Below are 16,652 nucleotides of genomic sequence, written 5' to 3' on the forward strand. Positions count from 1 at the left end.
CTGCGGGTCGCAGACCCGCGGTCCGTTGGGAAGCAACCATTCTGGATAGTGCAAAAAACTCGCCGACGCGCAGCGGACAGGCCATGCTGTCCACGTGCATCTGGCCCATCTGCGACTTCGCGACTTCCGCAATTATGCGCGGTTGGATGCTGATTTCACGCCCGGCTTTCACGTCCTGCTCGGTGAGAATGCGCAGGGCAAGACCAATATCCTCGAAGCGATTTATCTCATGGCTACGCTGCGTTCGTTTCGTGGCGTCGGCGGCGCGCAAATGATCCGGCATGGGCAAAAGGGTTATTTTGTCGGCGGCAAAGCGGTGGGCCGCGACGCGCACGAAATCAAAATGTATTGGTCCGTTGGCGAACGCAAATTGAGTCTCGACAGCCAGCCTGTCCGCAAACTCACCGATTATCTGGGCGTGCTGCGCGTGGTGATTTTTTGCACCGAAGATTTGCAACTCGTCAAAGGCCCGTCGCGCGCGCGGCGGCGTTTCGTGGATTTGTTGCTTACGCAAACTCACGCGGGTTATTTGCCGCTGCTCCAGCGTTACGCGCGCGCCTTGCGTTCGCGCAACGCCATCCTGAAGCAGCGCGCGCCGGATGAAGCCGCGCTCGAAAGTTTTTCCACGGAACTGATCAAGCTGGGCAACGACATCATCCGCGCGCGGCGAGAATTGTCGCCGCGTCTTTCTCCGCTCGCGCGGCTGGCCTATCGCCGCATCTCGAACGACGCCGAGGAATTGCGGCTCGAATATTCGCCGAGTGTCAAAAATGATTTTGCCGTCGAGTTGGCGCAATCGCGCAAACGCGAACGGGCGTATCGCTCCACGCTCATCGGGCCGCATCGCGACGAATTCCCCATGCTGCTCAACGACCGGTCCGCCGCACAATTCGGGAGCGAGGGCCAGAAACGCACGCTCGCGATGTCCTTGAAGATGGCGCAGGCGGAATATCTCACGGGCATCCACGGCTCGCCGCCGATTTTGCTGATTGACGATGTAATGGGCGAACTCGACGTGAAACGACGCAGTGGATTTTTGCCGTTGCTTGAGCGCACGCATCATTCGAGCGGCCAGGTTTTCATGACCTGCACCGAAGAAAATTGGCCGCGCGAACTCGGTCGCGACTTGCAGCGCTGGGAAGTGAAGGCGGGAACGATCAAGAAGATTTGAGGCATAGGCAGGCACTTTTCACCGATTGACTTTTTCCGAGAGCGGGCCAAGTTGTCCGGGTCTTTCAACTTTCAGAAACAAGGCGTAATAACATTGGTTAATCAGGAAATTTTATGTGCTGTTTCACGCGATACGTCCTCGCGCTGGAACTTGATTTCAAAACGCAATTTAGAAAACTTCCAACAACTTAAAAAAATTATGCCAAAAACCATGAAGGTCGTGCAGGTCCCCAGCGCCAGAGCGCCGTTTGAAATCGTCGAACGCCCCATTCCCGAGCCGCAACCCGGCTGGGTGCGTATCAAAGTGCAGGCGTGCGGCGTGTGCCATAGCGATTCGCTCACGAAAGAAGGCCTGTATCCCGGCCTGACTTTTCCGCGCGTGCCAGGCCACGAGGTCGTGGGCGTGGTGGATGCCGTCGGCGCGGGCGTGGATAATTGGAAACCGGGCCAGCGCGTCGGCGTTGGCTGGCACGGCGGGCAATGCGGTCAGTGCGACCCTTGCCGTCGCGGCGATTTTTTCGCGTGCGTGCTGGGACGTGTCACGGGCATCACGACCGATGGTGGTTACGCGGAATATATGGTCGCGCCGGCGTCAGCGATCGCGTTGCTGCCAAACGATCTCACGCCAATGGAAGCCGCGCCGTTGATGTGCGCGGGCATCACTACGTTCAACGCACTGCGCAACAGCGGCGCGAAGGCGGGCGAATTGGTGGCGATCCTCGGGCTCGGCGGGCTTGGCCATCTTGGCGTGCAATTTGCCGCGAAGATGGGCTTCAACACTGTGGCCATCGCGCGCGGAAAAGACAAAGAGCCGCTTGCGAAACAACTGGGCGCGCGGGCCTACATTGATACGCAAGCGCAGGACCCCGCCGCTGAATTAAATAAACTCGGTGGCGCAAAAATAATTCTCGCCACCGTGACTGATGCCGCCGCGATGACCGCGCCGCTGGGCGGCCTCGCCTCGAACGGCACGCTCCTTGTGCTGGGCGCGCCGCATGGGCCGTTATCGGTCTCGGCATTGCTGTTGCTCGGCGGCCGCAAATCGGTCAAGGGCTGGTATTCGGGCACTTCGATGGATTCGCAGGAGACGCTTGCGTTCAGCGCGCTCAGCGGCGTCCGTTCGATGAACGAAGCCTTCCCGCTCGAACGCGCGGCGGAAGCCTATGAACGCATGATGAGCGGCAAGGCGCGTTTCCGCGTGGTGTTGACCATGCCATAGTCTTCGGTCAAAATTCGTTTCAAAGCCGGTTACTAAAAAATTATGGCGGAAAAAATTGGATTCGTCGGCGTGGGCCGGATGGGCAGCAACATGGCGCGCCGTCTAGCGGAACAAAATTACCAGGTCAGCGCCGTGTATGACGTCAATGCCGCCGCCGCGAAGGAATTGGCAAAAGAACTCGGCTGCGTCGCGTGCGGAAAACTTGAGCAGGTGACGCAATTGTCCGACGTCATCATTACAGTTGTCACCGATGACGCGGCGATGAAAAAAATCTTCACCGGCGGATTGTTGCGCGGCGCGAAAGGCAAATTATTCATCAACTGCGCCACCATTACCCCGGAGGTTCACGTGCAAGTGGACAAGCTCGCGGCGAAAGCCGGCGCGCAATCGCTCGAAGCGTGCATGGCTTCGAGCATCACCCAGGCGCGCCAAGGCACGCTGTATTTGATGTGCGGCGGAAACCCAAAAACCTTCGAGCGCGCCAAGCCGATTTTGGAAAAATTAAGTTCGTCTTTGCGATATATCGGCCCGGCGGGCAAAGCCGCGCAGGTCAAGGCGCTGGTGAACATGGTCATGAACATCAATACCGCGGGACTCGCCGAAGGGCTCGGGCTCGGCGCGGCGCTCGGCCTCGACCTAGCGATGTTGCGCGAAGTCTTTGGGCAAACCGGCGCGCGTTCCGGCGTGTTGCAAACCGACGGCGAGGACATGCAGAACCGCGAGCATAGCTGCTTTTTTTCCTGCGCCCACGCGGCGAAGGATTCGGGCATCGCCTTGAAACTCGGCAAGGCGCAGAAATTAAATCTGCCGCTCGCCGCAGCCACGAAAAAACAATACGACAAAATGGTGGCCGAGGGCATGGGCGAATTGGACAAGTCGGGCATTGCCGAATTGACGTTCAAGGGACGCGGCCAGCGCAAACGCAAAAAGTAGCGCAAGGATTTTCGCAAATGCCCAAGCCTCGTTCTGAACAGCGGAGACGCGGGCGATTGCGCGAGGGCACGGACGTCGCCGTTTCGGAAATCTGGCAAAGCGGCAAACGCGCGGGGGCGGCGAAACGAAAAGATTTTTTGGCGCGGGAAGAACCGCTGGAAATCCGCGTGCGCGGAAAAAGCGTCGCGGTGACGATGCGCACCCCGGGCCACGACGCGGAGTTGGCCGCGGGCTTCCTGCTTTCGGAGGGCGTCATCCGCGAGCGCGGCGATGTCGTGGAAATTGCTCCCTGCGCAACGGCGTCTGCCGGCGATGCCGAAAATATTCTGAACGTATTTTTGGCCCCGGCAATCGAGTTGGATTTGGCGCGGCTCGCGCGGCATGTGTTTGCGTCGTCCAGTTGCGGCATCTGCGGCAAGGCTTCGATAGACGCGGTCCATCAACACTTCGCGCCGGTGGAATCGAATTTAAAAGTTTCCCGAAAAACCATCGCGAACCTGCCCGAACAAATGCACAGGAAACAAAAATTATTTGCGAAGACCGGGGGCGCCCATGCGGCGGCGATTTTCGACATGCGCGGTAAAATGATCGTGATACGTGAAGACGTCGGGCGGCACAACGCGGTGGACAAAGTTCTTGGTCATTGTTTTTTGCGCGGATCATTGCCTTTGGAAAAGCATCTGCTGTTGGTCAGTGGCCGCGCGTCCTTCGAGATCATGCAGAAAGCGCTCGCGGCGCGGGTGGCGATCATTTGCGCCGTCTCCGCGCCTTCGAGTCTGGCGGTTGAATTTGCGGAGGAAAGCCAGCAGACGCTCATAGGTTTTTTACGTGATGGCGAGATGAATATTTATACGAACCCGAATCGGATTGAAGGGTAAACAGTACCGTGGGTTCGAATCCCGGCGGTGGATTGCGCGGGCCGGGTTTCACATTGACCGGATTGTGTGGCATTCTTATTGTGAAACTGAAAATCACCAAATAAATTGAAAACATGAATACGATTGTTCCTCTCATCAGTTCGGGTGTCGCGGGTCCGCTGGGTGTGCTGCATCTTCCGCGCCTGTGGCTCAAAAGCTCGCTCGAAGCGCAAGGCAAACTCGCCGCCGGTTATCATGGTTGCGGCCAGGGCTACGATCAAATGGTCATTGATGGCCTCGGCTTGAAACGCGAAGCGCTCCTGGAATTTATCAAGACGAGCCACCCGACTTACCCGCAATTCGAAGCGTGGGTCAAAAAGAATGGCACCAAGCTCGACAAAACTTCCGTTGATAAACTGAATGCGTCCATCAAAGGCTACATGCACAGCGATGCGACTCGCAAAAATATCCTGGGCGCGAACGGATTACCGGACGATTTTTCATGCTGCAAAGACGCCGTGAACCTCAACAACCTCGACGACTGGAAGGAATTCCACGAAGCGGTTTTGAAATAATTCGCGAAAAAAAATTGGACCGGCATGGGGAGACCTGTGCCGGTTTTTTTTGTTTTCGGGTTCGACAAACCGCGCGCGGTTCGATTAACTTTATTCGTTGACCCAGACCACTCACGTTTATGAAAACCAAAGATTATCTTTTTCCCCATCGGCTGACGCGGCGCGATTTTCTCAAGATGGCCGGGGCTGCTTCCGCGGCGCTCGTAGTGCCGGGCTGCGCGACTTCATCGGCGGAGAAAAATTCCGGCGTGCGCATCGGCAGCGGCTACCATACTTACGAACTCGTTGACGATTGGGGCAAGCTGCCCGAAGGCATGACCTACGGTTTCGGCTGCGGCATCGTCGTGGACGGGCACGACCGTGTGTTTGTGACCTCGCGCGCGCCAAGCCACACGGTTTCGATTTTTGATCGTCACGGCAAATTGCTGGAAACGTGGGGCGATGATTTTGCGGAAAAGGTGGGATTGACCCAGGCGCAAGTCGCGAAGACGGCGCACGGACTGTACTGGAGCCGCGAAGGCAGTCAGGAATATTTGTATTGGACGGAAAATGTGAACAGCACGAAGAAGCCCAATTACGGCGGGCGCGTCTATAAGACCGACCTGCACGGCAAAGTGCTTTACACCATCGGCAACGTGGAAAAGGAAGGCAGCGCGTCGCAAAAATTCGATTGGACCAATCCGACCGATGTGGCCGTCGCGCCGAATGGGGATATATATGTCGTGGATGGTTACGGCAGCCAGCGCGTGAGTCACTTCGACAAGAATTTCACACATATCAAGACCATTGGCGGCCCGGGCAAGGAACACGGCCAGTTCAATACTTGCCACGGCGTCTGGATCAACACGCTCCAACCCGAGCCCGAAGTGTACATCGCTGACCGCGCGAATGGGCGTATCGAAGTTTATTCCCTCGCGCTCGACTATCGGCGAACTGTGCTCGAAGGCGACGTGCGCAACCCCTGTTGCTTTTTTCAGCACAAGGACAAGATTTACATTCCCGACCTCGATAGCCGTGTGACCGTGATGGACGCCCATGACAAAGTCGCTGCCCAACTCGGCGACGGCAAGGGCGATAAAAATAATGAGACCAATCCGGCGGTGTTCGCCAAGCCGCACGCGCTGAATGTGGATTCGCGCGGCGATTTGTATGTGATCGAGTGGATCGCTTCGGGCCGCCCGCGCAAGTTCAAGCACGTTCCGCAAGCCAGCGCGTAAAAATTTTCGGCATTATCCGTTGGCGGATTTTTTGCCGAACTCAGGATCGAGCGGAATGAGTTTCACGATGAGCACGCCGGGAAGCGTCGCCAGCAGCACCCAAAGAAAGAAATGCTGGTAGCCGATGATTTCCTGAAGCCAGCCGCTGAACATTCCCGGCAGCATCATGCCGAGCGCCATGAAGCCGGTGCAAATGGCGTAATGGGCCGTCGCGTAGCGGCCGCGCGCGATGTAAATCATGTAGAGCATGTACGCGGTGAACCCGAAACCGTAACCGAATTGCTCGATGGCGATGCCGGCGTTGATGACCCAAAAATTATCCGGCAATGCGTAAGCGAGATAGACGAACACCGCGTCCGGCAGGTGAATCGCCAGCACCATCCACCACAGCCAGAATTTTAAACCCTTCTTCGCCGCGACCATGCCGCCGAGCAATCCCCCCACAGTAAGCGCCGCGATGCCGACGGTCCCATAAACAAATCCGACCTGGCTGATGCCGAGTCCAAGGCCACCGACCTCGCGGGCATCCAGCAAAAACGGTGTGACCATTTTCACAAGTTGCGCTTCGGCGAAGCGGTAGAACAGGAGAAAGAGCAGCAATATGCCGATCTTCGGCTTGCGAAAAAACGCGGCAAACGTGTGAAAAAATTCGCGCCAAAAAAGCGCCAACGAATGGCTCGTGCCCGGCTGATCGGTGACGGGATAAGGCAGCATCAGCCAATGATAAATGCCGAACACGGCGAACATTCCAGCCAGCAACACGAAGGTGAGAGACCAGGCGAGTGGAAGATTGCCGGAGCGAATCTCCATCACGGTCGCGGCTGAGGCGTTGAGCTTGGGATCAAGTTGGATTGCGGTAAGGGCGTTTTGATTCCAGTTTTGGTCGTTGAAAATAATCCGGGAACCTTCGGCCACCGAAAAACTTTTATCATCGCTGGATTTCAACCCGAACCCGACACGTGATCCGAGCGTGACCACGACTTCATGGCCTGGCGGCTGGGAAAGATGCAACGATACGAGGCCGAGATTGCCAAACGAATCGCTTTTGATATGAGACTGCGCTCCGAAATGCTGGCGCAACCAAGGTTCGACGACGGAGCCAAAAGCGCGAAAAGGTTTTCCGAGCGCGTCAAAAAATAAACTAAGAATGGAAGGAGTGCCGGCCTTTTCTTCCACCGTGTAGAAATGATGTTTGGTGTTCCAGGATTTTGTCTGCGCGAGGAGATTTTTGATTTCATCATGAGCGCGCGGGACGGGATTGATTTCGACTAACTCAGAACTGGTAACAATGCGCAATGGCCCATCTAGCGGAGCGTTGGTTAAAGAGTTGAGAGGAAGTGATTGAACGATGGCGACGCCCGGCTTCGCGGCAACAGCGAGATCAATTTTTGGCAAGCCGGTATGATTTTGAATGACGCCCGCAAAAATCACGAGCAATCCCTGGCCGAAAATCGTGGAGATGCGATAGAACGTCGTGCGAATGCCGACGAAGAAAGCCTGTTCCTTTTCCGTCGTCGCCAAAAGATAGAAACCATCAATCGCGATGTCCTGCGTGGCCGAACTGAAGGCGAGCAGCCAGAACGCGGCGAGGGAATATTGAAAAAAGCGTGGCGCCTGCAACGTAAGCGCGAGCGCCGCCAGGCCGCCGCCGATGAGAATCTGCATGAACCAAATCCACGCCCGGCGCGTTTTCAGAATGTCCACGATCGGACTCCAAAACGGTTTGATGACCCACGGCAGATAGAGCCAGCTTGTGTAGAGTGCGATGTCGGCATTGGAGATGCCGAGCCCTTTATACATGATCACCGCCACGGTCATCACGACGACGTAGGGCAGGCCTTCAGCGAGATAGATGGTGGAAACCCAAGCCCAGGGATTGCGATAAGTTACTTTTGGATTGGGCATCGGTTCGGCGCGGGCTTGCGCGCGCGCATTGGTTTTTAGCAGTAACTCCGGCGAATTTAAAATCAATAATTCCACCGCCCGTTTGGATTTGCGTTGGGAAATTTAAATTCGGATAATCGAGTTACTACATGCACCACTTGAAACCTATTGAGGCTGCCCGCAAGGGTTCACGCCCCGTTCGCAATGGATACTGATTTTGCTTTTGAGAAACTCGCGGAATTGATCGAGGCGATTCGCGAAAGCGAAAAACTCACGCAATGGTTCGGCACTTTGGCCGCGCTGGAAGAAGCCGAGCGCAAGGACAGCGTCCAAAGCATGGCCAAGAAAATGTCGTTGGAAGACGAACCGGAAGATGTGGTGGCGTCGCTGTGGCTTTTGGCTAACCCGATAGTCTTCGCGGCTGTAAAACGCGCACTGGAAGAACCGCCTGAAGAATAATCGCGCGCGGGCATGTTCCCCGGTGAATCTCCTTGCCCGCCCCTGCCAGCTTTGCAAAGCTGTTACACGGATAAAACCGCCGCCATGCTGAAATGGATTAAATTCTCAGGCCCGTTGCTGCTCGCCTTGTGGGCTGTGACTTTGTACGCCGCGAATGAAGCGTCCACCAATGATGAGAGCGGATTGCTGGAGATACGGTCGGTATCGCTTTCGGGCAAAGCAATCCCGCTGCATGGTGATGCGAAGTTGAATCTCGGCCGGTTTCCGGAAAATGTTGTTTTTGGATTTGGCCCGAGCAAGGGGGCGACGCGGGTGCCGGTGCGGTTGCGTTATAAACTCGAAGGGTTTGATACGCAGTGGCACGAAGGCGACAGCGAAATGCACCTCGCCGTTCGCTTTAACAACGACGCCGGCGACCAGGTTTTCCAAAAAATTTATCCGGTCAGCGGTTACAGCGCCGGCTGGCAGGGCGAGTTGACAAATTCGTTCTTTACTCACCGGCGCGAAACGCTGGTCGTGCCGCCGCAAGCGTCGCGCGTCTTAATCGTGATCGCATCCGCCGGTCCGCCGACGACGGTGGGAGTTTACGTGGTCCAGGGTTTAGTGGTGTCGCGGCTCGGCGCGGACAATCACACCGAAGTACTGTTGAAATCGCCATTCAGCGACCAGGGCGAGAATGAGTCGGACACGGCGGCATTGCGCACGTGGGCGCGAGACGGATTGCAACCCAGCATGGCAAAGATAGTGGACGTGGGCCAGGACCCCACGACGAAAGCATTCGCGTTATTCGACGACGATCCGTTTGGCCATTGTGAATGGCACAATCTTTTTCAATACGCGCCGCGCGTCAAGCCGGGCGACCACCTGGTGGTGGAGTGGAACGAAATGTTTTGCATGGGCAGCGGTGACGTTCGTTCCGCGATATATCCCTCGCTTCCGCCCGGCAAATTTCAATTTCGCCTGGAAGAACTGAATTTGATGGGCGTGCCGACCGGCGTGGAAACCTCGCTGGCGGTGATCGTGCCGCAGCCTTATTGGAAAGAGCCGTGGTATTGGGTGATGATCAGTCTGGCGGTCACGTTGATCCTGATCGTGATCTCGCGTTATTTCATTTCGCAAAAATTGCGGCGCGAAATGATGCGACTGGAAAACCAGCGCATGCTCGGGCAGGAGCGTTTGCGCATCGCGCACGACATCCATGACGACCTCGGCGCACGCGTTACGCAGATTTCGCTCTTGAGCGCGATGGCGCACGACAATTTGAACTTTCCCGAAAAAGCACGCGCGGATTTTGACCAGATTTCCCGGATGTCGCGCGACCTGGTTTCCGCGCTTTACGAGACGGTCTGGGCGGTGAACCCGGATAACGACAACCTGGACGCGCTGGGGAATTATATTTGCCAGATGGTGAACCAGCTTTGTTCGCGGGCGCATTTCGGCTGCCGCTTTCACATGCAGGATTTGCCGCGCGAGGTGGAAGTCTCGAGCCAGACGCGGCATAATATCAGCATGGTCGTGAAGGAAGCGGTGCATAACGTGATCAAGCACGCCAAGGCTTCCGAAGTGACGGTGAGCATGGCGTTCACGGACGGGATTTTGACGGCTTCGGTGCATGACGATGGCTGCGGTTTCAAGCTCGGGGAGTCCTCGGCGGGCAATGGTTTGACGAACATGAAACAGCGGCTTGAGGATATTGGCGGAACGTGCTGGATCGAAAGCGCGCCCGGCAAAGGCACGACGGTGCATGTGCGGCTGCGGGTTAAGCCGCTTAGTTAATTTCAAATTTTCACATTATGAAAAAATCAGTTGTTGTGGTTGAGGATGACCGCGGTTTGCGCGAACAGCTTGTGCAAATCCTCGGGACCGCCGCGGACATCAAATGCCTGGGCGCGTACTCCTCGGCGGAAAAAGCGCTGCCGCAAATTTTGGAAAAAAATCCCGACGTGGTGCTGATGGACATCAAATTGCCCGGCATGTCGGGGATTGATTGCGTGACGGAGATCAAAAAAGTTTCGCCCGCGATGCAGATCATCATGGTCACCATCTACGAAGACAGCGAACGGATTTTTCGCGCGTTGAAAGCCGGCGCCAGCGGTTATCTGGTCAAGTCGAGTCCGCCGGAGCAATTACTGGAGGCGATTCGCGATGCGTATAAAGGCGGCGCACCGATGTCGAGCCACATCGCGCGCAAAGTGGTGCAACATTTTCATTTGATTGGGCCGTCGTTGAAGGAAGCGGAAAATCTTTCGCCACGCGAACGCGAAGTGCTGGACCTGCTCGCGCTCGGTTTGATCTATAAGGAGATCGGCGCGAAGCTGGACATCGGCGCGGAGACGGTGCGCACGTACGTAAAAAATATTTGCCAGAAGATGCACGTCCGCAGCCGCATCGAGGCGGTCGCGAAACACAAGGCGGAATCTTACTGATGTGGCGTTAGAGAAATGATCGCCATGACCCAGTAGAGTAGCACTGCTGAGACTGCCTCCGCTCCGCCGCCTCTGACCACGAGCCGAATTTATGAGCCCTAAACTCCATAATTTTGTTTTATGGCAAATGTCGGAAAGCCTTATGAAACGTCGGAAAATCTTACATATTTCGGTAAATTCAGCCAGACTAGCCAAAAGACTAATAAAAGCTTAATGATCTGCGCATTAGGCTTTTACATAATGACAACCCATTAAGCCAAATCATTTGGTACAGTTTGGGCTCACCTTGCGCCATCACGGATTGATACCAACAGCATTATTGTCGCGACTCGGTAAAATAAATTATATGAAAAGCAAATTCTTTGTAATGGCGTCCTCCCTCGCTATCAGCAGCACGATGGCTTTGGCGCAGGGCAGCACGACCTTCGGCCCTTTGCCCGCCGCCACCTTCAATCCGACGGGCGCCAATAGCGGCAACCCAAACAGCCAGGTTGAAATCACGACCATCACCAGCCCGGTTTTTGGCGACACCATCACGCTCGGTCTCGCCGCGCAACAGCGTTATGACAATCCCGCGTTGACCGCGAATAACGGAACCTATCTCGCGACCCCCGGCGCCGATATCAAAGGTACGCCTCCGACACTCGGCGCATTGTGGAATGTGGATTTCTACGCGAACGTCTCGGGCGGCCAGGGCACGGTGGGCAATTACACCTTTAAACTGTTTTATGATTTCGATCCCGCCGCCGGCACTCCCAAGAGCCAGCTCGGCGTTTTGAATTTGAACGTCGCCAACCTCGCGCTCGGCGGCAGCCCCACAGTCAGCACTCTCCAGGATTCGGAAAATCTTGATTTCCCGTTTTTCGCGTCTTCCCTGGTTCCCGGAGTGACTCCACCCACCGGCGTGACCACTTTCGATCCGAACGCCACCGGGGAATACAGCTTCATCCTCGAAGTGGACCAGGATGGCCGTGAAATCGGCGAATCTGACATCACCGTGGACGTGCAAAACGCCCCCGACGTTTCCGCGACGGCTCCGTTGTTCGCGCTCGCGCTTGGCAGCCTCAGCGCCTTCGCCTCGCGCAAAAATCGCGCCGCGAAATAATTAACCATCGGTTTCAAAAAGCGCCGGAGATTTTTCTCCGGCGCTTTTTTATTTCACAGCGAGCCAACCAAAAACTTTAATGGATTCAATTTTCAATTCCTTGCTGAAAATTTGAAACTTGAAACTGAAAACTTTTCCTTACTTCATCACTCGTGCCAGTGCTGCAACCCGTTTCACATCCACCGGATTCGCTAGTTTCCCAGATTTTTTGAGCGAACTGCCGACGATAAAGCCATCGGCGAAAGGCAGGAATTCCGCGGCGTTTTCGCGCGTGACACCGCTGCCGAGCAGGATGCGCGCGTTCGGACACGCCGTGCGGACTCGCCGTACGTCCTCGGGATCTGCCGCGTGACCAGTGCCCACGCCCGAGATGATCAGCCCATCCGCAAGCCCGCGATCCAGCGTATCGTGCGCCGCGTCTTCCAGCGTCCAATCGCCCAGCGGCACGGCGTGTTTCACGTGAACATCAGCGAAAATTTCGGCCGCCGGACAAATCGTTTGGCGATAACGCAGCGTGGCAAAGGCATCGCCCTCAATGAGCCCCTGGTCGGTGAGCATCGCGCCGCTATGGACATTGACGCGGATGAAATCGCCGCCACACGCGGCGCACAACGCCAGCGCGGCGCGGGCGTCATTGCGGAGGACATTGAAACCGATCGGCAGCTTCACCGCCGCACGAATCGCGCAGCCGAGCGCGGCCATCGCCGCGATCGTTTCGGGTCCCACGGCGGATTTGGTGAACGGAACATCGCCAAAATTCTCGATGAAGATCGCGTGCGCGCCGCCTTGCTCGTAAGCCCGGGCGTCCGCGACCGCGGATTTGATGATGGCGGCGAGATTCCCCTGCCAGCGCGGCGAACCCGGAAGCGGCGCGAGGTGAACCACGCCGATCAACACTTTGCGATTTCCATGAAATAACATTGGGGGTTTGTCGCCGATTCCAGCGCGCGCTTCAAGCGGAATGGCACGCCGCACCCGCCGGATTTTTTCCTTTTGTTTTTCCCGCATCCGCGCAAGCTGTTCGCCGCTAATTTTATTTATGTTAAAAGCTGGAATCGTCGGTCTGCCCAACGTAGGCAAGTCCACCCTGTTCAACGCGGTCACCCGCACGCGCAAAGCCGTCGCCGCGAACTATCCCTTTTGCACGATTGATCCCAACGTCGGCATCGTCACCGTGCCGGACGCGCGGCTCGAAGTCTTGCGCAATATCGCCAAGACCACGGTCGTGATTCCCGCTGCGGTCGAGTTCGTGGACATTGCCGGGCTCGTGAAAGGCGCGGCGCAGGGCGAAGGTCTGGGCAATAAATTTCTTTCCGCCATTCGCGAAGTGGATGCCATCGTGCAAGTCGTCCGCTGCTTTGAAGATGCCGACATCCATCACGTAGCCGGTTCGATCGATCCCGTGCGCGACATCGAAACGATTTTGACGGAACTCGTCCTGTCGGATTTGGATGCCGTGAAAAAGCGCATCGAAAAAGGCGCGAAGGACGCCAAGCGCGGCGACAAAGTGGCCATCGCCGAAGCCGAAGTGCTCGCGAAACTCGAACCGCATCTCGACGCCGGCAAGCCCGCCATTCTGCTCGATCTGACGCCCGAAGAAAAAATCATCTCGCGCGGCTTTTATTTGCTGACCGACAAGCCCACAATTTTTGCCGCCAACGTCAAGGAATCCGAACTCGCCACCGCCGATACCAACGCGCACGTGAAAAAAGTCCGCGACTACGCCAAGGCGCACATCGCCTGCGAAACCGTCGTTATCAGCGCGCAAATCGAGAGCGACCTCGTGGACCTTTCGCCGGAGGAAGCGAAGGAATTTTTGAAGGAACTTGGCGTGGCGGAATCGGGCATCGGCGCGCTCATCCGCAGCACCTATCATTTGCTCGGTTTGCGCACTTACTTCACCGCTGGCGAAAAAGAAGTTCGCGCTTGGACCATCCACGCGGGCGATACCGCGCCGAAAGCGGCGGGCGTCATCCATAGCGATTTCGAGCGTGGCTTCATCAAAGCCGAAACCGTCGCCTACGATGACCTCGTCAAGTGCGGCTCCGTCGCCGCCGCCCGCGACAAAGGCCTCTACCGCATGGAAGGCAAGGAATACGTGGTGAAAGACGGCGACGTGCTGCTCTTCAAGTTCAACGTGTAAAACTTATTGCGGGCTCTAAGATTTTTGATCCTTCCATCCGTGTTTCGCAATTCCCATCCGTTGGGAATGATAAATCCCCGAATGCCCGCTGAAGAAATACGCGATGAAACACGCCGTCGCAAAATAGACGGTGTTGCTCGCGCCGAATAATTCAATGCCCATGATCGTGCAGGCCATCGGCGTATTCGTCGCGCCCGCGAACACGGCGATGAATCCCAGTCCCGCGAATAAATCCACCGGCGCGTGAAATAAAAACGCGAGCGTATTCCCCAGCGTCGCGCCAATAAAAAAGAGCGGCGTCACTTCGCCGCCTTTGAATCCGCTGCTCAACGTCACAACCGTGAAAAGCAATTTCCAAAGCCAGCTCCACGCGTAGGAGCCGTCCGGTTGAAACGCCGCGAGGATGGAGACCGGCCCGTCGTGCGGCGCAAAAACTCCGATGCCCAGATAATCCCGCGTGCCGATCGCGTACGTTCCGCCAATCACCAGCAACCCGCCGGCTACCGGACGCAGCCACGCGATGGGAATATATTTTTTGAACAGCGTTTGTAGCGCGTGCGCCGATTCCGAAAACAAAAGGCTCGCCAATCCAAACGCCGCCGCCGCGATGACCACCTTGCCCAGCAGCAGCGGGTCCGCATGCAGAAATAATCCCGTGCCCACGTCGGCAAATTGAATGTGATACGCCGCATGTTTGATGCCCCACGCGGAACAGGTCATGTCGCCGACCACACTCGCGATGAGTACCGGAATCAATGCTTCGTATTGCATCTTGCCGACCGTGAGCACTTCCATCGCAAACACCGCGCCCGTCAACGGCGTGCCGAAGACCGAGCCGAAACCCGCCGCCACACCCGACATGAGCAGCACGCGCAAATTCTCCTTCTCCAGGTGAAATAGTTTGCCGAAGAAACTGGAAATCGCGCCACCCATTTGCACGGCCGTTCCTTCGCGTCCTGCCGAGCCACCGAATAGATGCGTCAGCAAAGTCCCGATCAAAACCAGCGGAGCCATTCGCACGGGCACGCCGCCGCCGGGTTCGTGAATCTGGTCCACGATCAAATTATTTCCTCCCTCAACAGATTTTCCCAGCCAGTGATAAATCAAGCCGACGAGCAAGCCCCCGGCGGGCAATAAAAACAGCAGCCACGGATGTTCCCAGCGCAATCGCGTGACTTTATCCAGCGCCCATAGAAAAAATGCGCTCGCCGAACCGGCGGCAATCGCCGGAGGAATGATCAATGCCGACCATTTAAGAAGTTGAAGAATGCTCGCGAGATGATTTTCAAAATTCAGAAATTTTTTCATGTCAAAATGAACCCTGGTGAAACCCTGTTTTCTGTGGAGCGAATAATTGCGGCGAAGTTGGGAACAAGATAATCATCCTCGGCTGGAGTTGTCCCCAACCAGTCAGTGCATGCCCTTTGATTTTTGTTGAAAATCATACCCGACTCTTACCCAATCAAGACGCGATTGCTCTATCTGGTAGGAGTCATCAGCACTGAAACGATTCAGGCGGTTTTCCCGGAAGGGATGGCAGACAAACCATTGCCGGGCTTAGGAATACGGCTTGGGCTTCGCGAAGTCAATGCCGGAGCAAAAAGCAAAAACCCGCCGTCACTTGCGCAACGGCGGATTCTACAAATCCGAATCTTAACGGATTAAAACTCGACCTTCTCCAAATACTTCAAACTCACAGGAATTTGCTGCTCCGAATTCGGCGATTCGTCTTCGATAAAATAAAATTTGATCCCCGCCTTCTGCCCGGCAGCCAAAACCTCCCGCATTTTGATCTGGCCCGTGCCGAGTGCGACGTCATTTTTCACGTCCGTGCCGCCGCTCAATGAACCCGTCGCCAAATCTTTATCCATGTCTTTCAAGTGCATCAATTCCCAGCGGCCGGGATATTTTTCCAACAGTTGAACCGGATCCTGGCCGGGGAACACGATCCAGAAAATATCCATTTCGTAATGCACATTTTTTTTGTCCGTCTCGTTCATTAACAGGTCGAGCAGTGTGCCGTCGTGGTAATGTTGAAATTCATAACCGTGGACGTGATAGAAAAATTGCATGCCGTGTTGCGCCAGCACTTCGCCCGCGTGATTGAAAACGGCGGCGGCCTCGCGGCACTTGCTCTCGTCAAAGTTGCCGGTGTGCGGAATCCACGCGCAGCCGACATACTTGAGGCCGAGCGCCTGTGCATCGCGCACGACATCATCCAAATGATCCTTGAACAAATCATAACCGAAATGTCCGCTAACGGGCGTGATACCGCTGGCGAGCAGTTGCTCCTTGAACTCGGCGGGCGGCACGCCGTAAGTGCCGGCGGTCTCGGCATATTTGATGCCGAACTTTTTCACCTTGGCAATAGTGCCGGGGACATCCTTGCCGAATTGCGCGCGCAGGCTGTAGAGCTGCAATCCGATCGGCCCTTTAAAGCTCGGCCCGATGCCTGCCTCCTTTTCCGGCGCGGCGATAATCGTCGAAGCCAGAAAAAGTCCGGCGAACAAGGTAAGGCTGGTGAGAAATCTTGCGTTTGGTTTCATGCTGCGATTTAACACGAAGCCCGGACGATTGGAAAAGAAATTTCTATGGACAATTTGAGGACATGAATTTGGGCCACGGATGGAACACCTGTTTATTCCGTGTTCCATCCGTGGCTGG

Annotated in this window: 16 protein-coding genes; 12 read left to right on the plus strand and 4 right to left on the minus strand. The window is 56.1% G+C overall.

Annotation, left to right across the window (positions count from 1 at the left end):
• Positions 1 to 94 precede the first annotated feature (94 nt).
• The 6 genes from recF (at position 95) to VH413_06545 (ending at position 5,971) form a co-directional block, all read left to right on the plus strand.
• Entirely contained in the window at positions 95 to 1,171 is a 1,077-nt protein-coding gene (gene recF / locus VH413_06520) for a DNA replication/repair protein RecF (protein ID HEX3798340.1), read from the plus strand.
• A gap of 198 nt (positions 1,172 to 1,369) precedes the next feature.
• Positions 1,370 to 2,389 (plus strand): alcohol dehydrogenase, encoded by a 1,020-nt coding sequence (locus VH413_06525; protein ID HEX3798341.1) that lies wholly within the window; start codon positions 1,370 to 1,372, stop codon positions 2,387 to 2,389.
• A 42-nt stretch (positions 2,390 to 2,431) separates the two neighbouring features.
• Entirely contained in the window at positions 2,432 to 3,322 is an 891-nt protein-coding gene (locus VH413_06530) for an NAD(P)-dependent oxidoreductase (GenBank protein HEX3798342.1), read from the plus strand.
• Positions 3,323 to 3,339: 17 nt separating this feature from the next.
• Positions 3,340 to 4,200, plus strand: coding sequence for a formate dehydrogenase accessory sulfurtransferase FdhD (gene fdhD / locus VH413_06535; protein HEX3798343.1), 861 nt, complete (start codon positions 3,340 to 3,342; stop codon positions 4,198 to 4,200).
• A gap of 113 nt (positions 4,201 to 4,313) precedes the next feature.
• The gene (locus VH413_06540) at positions 4,314 to 4,754 is read left to right on the plus strand and encodes a DUF5069 domain-containing protein (GenBank protein ID HEX3798344.1); all 441 of its coding nucleotides are present in this window, start codon (positions 4,314 to 4,316) and stop codon (positions 4,752 to 4,754) included.
• A 119-nt stretch (positions 4,755 to 4,873) separates the two neighbouring features.
• Positions 4,874 to 5,971, plus strand: a complete 1,098-nt coding sequence (locus VH413_06545) for a twin-arginine translocation signal domain-containing protein (GenBank protein HEX3798345.1) — start codon at positions 4,874 to 4,876, stop codon at positions 5,969 to 5,971.
• Between the two features lie 12 nt (positions 5,972 to 5,983).
• Here the strand turns inward: VH413_06545 and VH413_06550 are convergent, their stop codons facing one another.
• A complete protein-coding gene (locus VH413_06550) occupies positions 5,984 to 7,951 on the minus strand; it encodes an MFS transporter (protein HEX3798346.1) in 1,968 nt (655 codons plus the stop codon).
• 144 nt (positions 7,952 to 8,095) lie between these two features.
• Here VH413_06550 and VH413_06555 point away from each other — a divergent pair, with 144 nt between their 5' ends.
• From VH413_06555 to VH413_06570, 4 genes are all read left to right on the plus strand, one after another.
• Positions 8,096 to 8,314, plus strand: a complete 219-nt coding sequence (locus VH413_06555; protein HEX3798347.1) for a hypothetical protein — start codon at positions 8,096 to 8,098, stop codon at positions 8,312 to 8,314.
• Positions 8,315 to 8,398: 84 nt separating this feature from the next.
• On the plus strand, positions 8,399 to 10,090 hold the full coding sequence (locus tag VH413_06560) for a sensor histidine kinase (protein ID HEX3798348.1): 1,692 nt from the start codon (positions 8,399 to 8,401) through the stop codon (positions 10,088 to 10,090).
• 17 nt (positions 10,091 to 10,107) lie between these two features.
• Positions 10,108 to 10,740, plus strand: coding sequence for a response regulator transcription factor (locus VH413_06565; GenBank protein HEX3798349.1), 633 nt, complete (start codon positions 10,108 to 10,110; stop codon positions 10,738 to 10,740).
• Between the two features lie 346 nt (positions 10,741 to 11,086).
• Entirely contained in the window at positions 11,087 to 11,845 is a 759-nt protein-coding gene (locus VH413_06570; GenBank protein ID HEX3798350.1) for a hypothetical protein, read from the plus strand.
• Between the two features lie 138 nt (positions 11,846 to 11,983).
• On the opposite strand, the gene VH413_06575 is transcribed toward VH413_06570, so the two are convergent.
• Complete coding sequence (locus tag VH413_06575; protein ID HEX3798351.1) at positions 11,984 to 12,853, minus strand: BtpA/SgcQ family protein; 870 nt, start codon at positions 12,851 to 12,853, stop codon at positions 11,984 to 11,986.
• Between the two features lie 31 nt (positions 12,854 to 12,884).
• Between VH413_06575 and ychF the strand changes: the two genes are divergently transcribed.
• Complete coding sequence (gene ychF, locus VH413_06580; protein ID HEX3798352.1) at positions 12,885 to 13,988, plus strand: redox-regulated ATPase YchF; 1,104 nt, start codon at positions 12,885 to 12,887, stop codon at positions 13,986 to 13,988.
• A gap of 15 nt (positions 13,989 to 14,003) precedes the next feature.
• On the opposite strand, the gene VH413_06585 is transcribed toward ychF, so the two are convergent.
• Positions 14,004 to 15,296, minus strand: a complete 1,293-nt coding sequence (locus tag VH413_06585; protein ID HEX3798353.1) for a voltage-gated chloride channel family protein — start codon at positions 15,294 to 15,296, stop codon at positions 14,004 to 14,006.
• Positions 15,297 to 15,419: 123 nt separating this feature from the next.
• On the opposite strand from VH413_06585, the gene VH413_06590 reads away from it, so the two are divergent.
• Entirely contained in the window at positions 15,420 to 15,653 is a 234-nt protein-coding gene (locus VH413_06590; GenBank protein HEX3798354.1) for a hypothetical protein, read from the plus strand.
• On the opposite strand, the gene VH413_06595 is transcribed toward VH413_06590, so the two are convergent.
• Positions 15,650 to 16,534, minus strand: coding sequence for a sugar phosphate isomerase/epimerase (locus VH413_06595; GenBank protein HEX3798355.1), 885 nt, complete (start codon positions 16,532 to 16,534; stop codon positions 15,650 to 15,652). The genes VH413_06590 and VH413_06595 overlap by 4 nt on opposite strands.
• Positions 16,535 to 16,652 lie beyond the last annotated feature (118 nt).

Source organism: Verrucomicrobiia bacterium (assembly GCA_036268055.1).
GTDB lineage: Bacteria > Verrucomicrobiota > Verrucomicrobiia > Limisphaerales > Pedosphaeraceae > DATAUW01.

What these genes read in the sequence shown, in the direction of transcription:
- VH413_06540 (HEX3798344.1), top strand. Translation starts at nt 4,314, where the DNA reads ATGAATACGATTGTTCCTCTCATCAGTTCGGGTGTCGCGGGTCCGCTG.
- VH413_06570 (HEX3798350.1), top strand. Translation starts at nt 11,087, where the DNA reads ATGAAAAGCAAATTCTTTGTAATGGCGTCCTCCCTCGCTATCAGCAGC.
- VH413_06545 (HEX3798345.1), top strand. Translation starts at nt 4,874, where the DNA reads ATGAAAACCAAAGATTATCTTTTTCCCCATCGGCTGACGCGGCGCGAT.
- VH413_06560 (HEX3798348.1), top strand. Translation starts at nt 8,399, where the DNA reads ATGCTGAAATGGATTAAATTCTCAGGCCCGTTGCTGCTCGCCTTGTGG.
- fdhD (HEX3798343.1), top strand. Translation starts at nt 3,340, where the DNA reads ATGCCCAAGCCTCGTTCTGAACAGCGGAGACGCGGGCGATTGCGCGAG.
- VH413_06585 (HEX3798353.1), bottom strand. Translation starts at nt 15,296, where the DNA reads ATGAAAAAATTTCTGAATTTTGAAAATCATCTCGCGAGCATTCTTCAA.
- ychF (HEX3798352.1), top strand. Translation starts at nt 12,885, where the DNA reads ATGTTAAAAGCTGGAATCGTCGGTCTGCCCAACGTAGGCAAGTCCACC.
- VH413_06565 (HEX3798349.1), top strand. Translation starts at nt 10,108, where the DNA reads ATGAAAAAATCAGTTGTTGTGGTTGAGGATGACCGCGGTTTGCGCGAA.
- VH413_06575 (HEX3798351.1), bottom strand. Translation starts at nt 12,853, where the DNA reads ATGCGGGAAAAACAAAAGGAAAAAATCCGGCGGGTGCGGCGTGCCATT.
- VH413_06530 (HEX3798342.1), top strand. Translation starts at nt 2,432, where the DNA reads ATGGCGGAAAAAATTGGATTCGTCGGCGTGGGCCGGATGGGCAGCAAC.
- VH413_06595 (HEX3798355.1), bottom strand. Translation starts at nt 16,534, where the DNA reads ATGAAACCAAACGCAAGATTTCTCACCAGCCTTACCTTGTTCGCCGGA.
- VH413_06525 (HEX3798341.1), top strand. Translation starts at nt 1,370, where the DNA reads ATGCCAAAAACCATGAAGGTCGTGCAGGTCCCCAGCGCCAGAGCGCCG.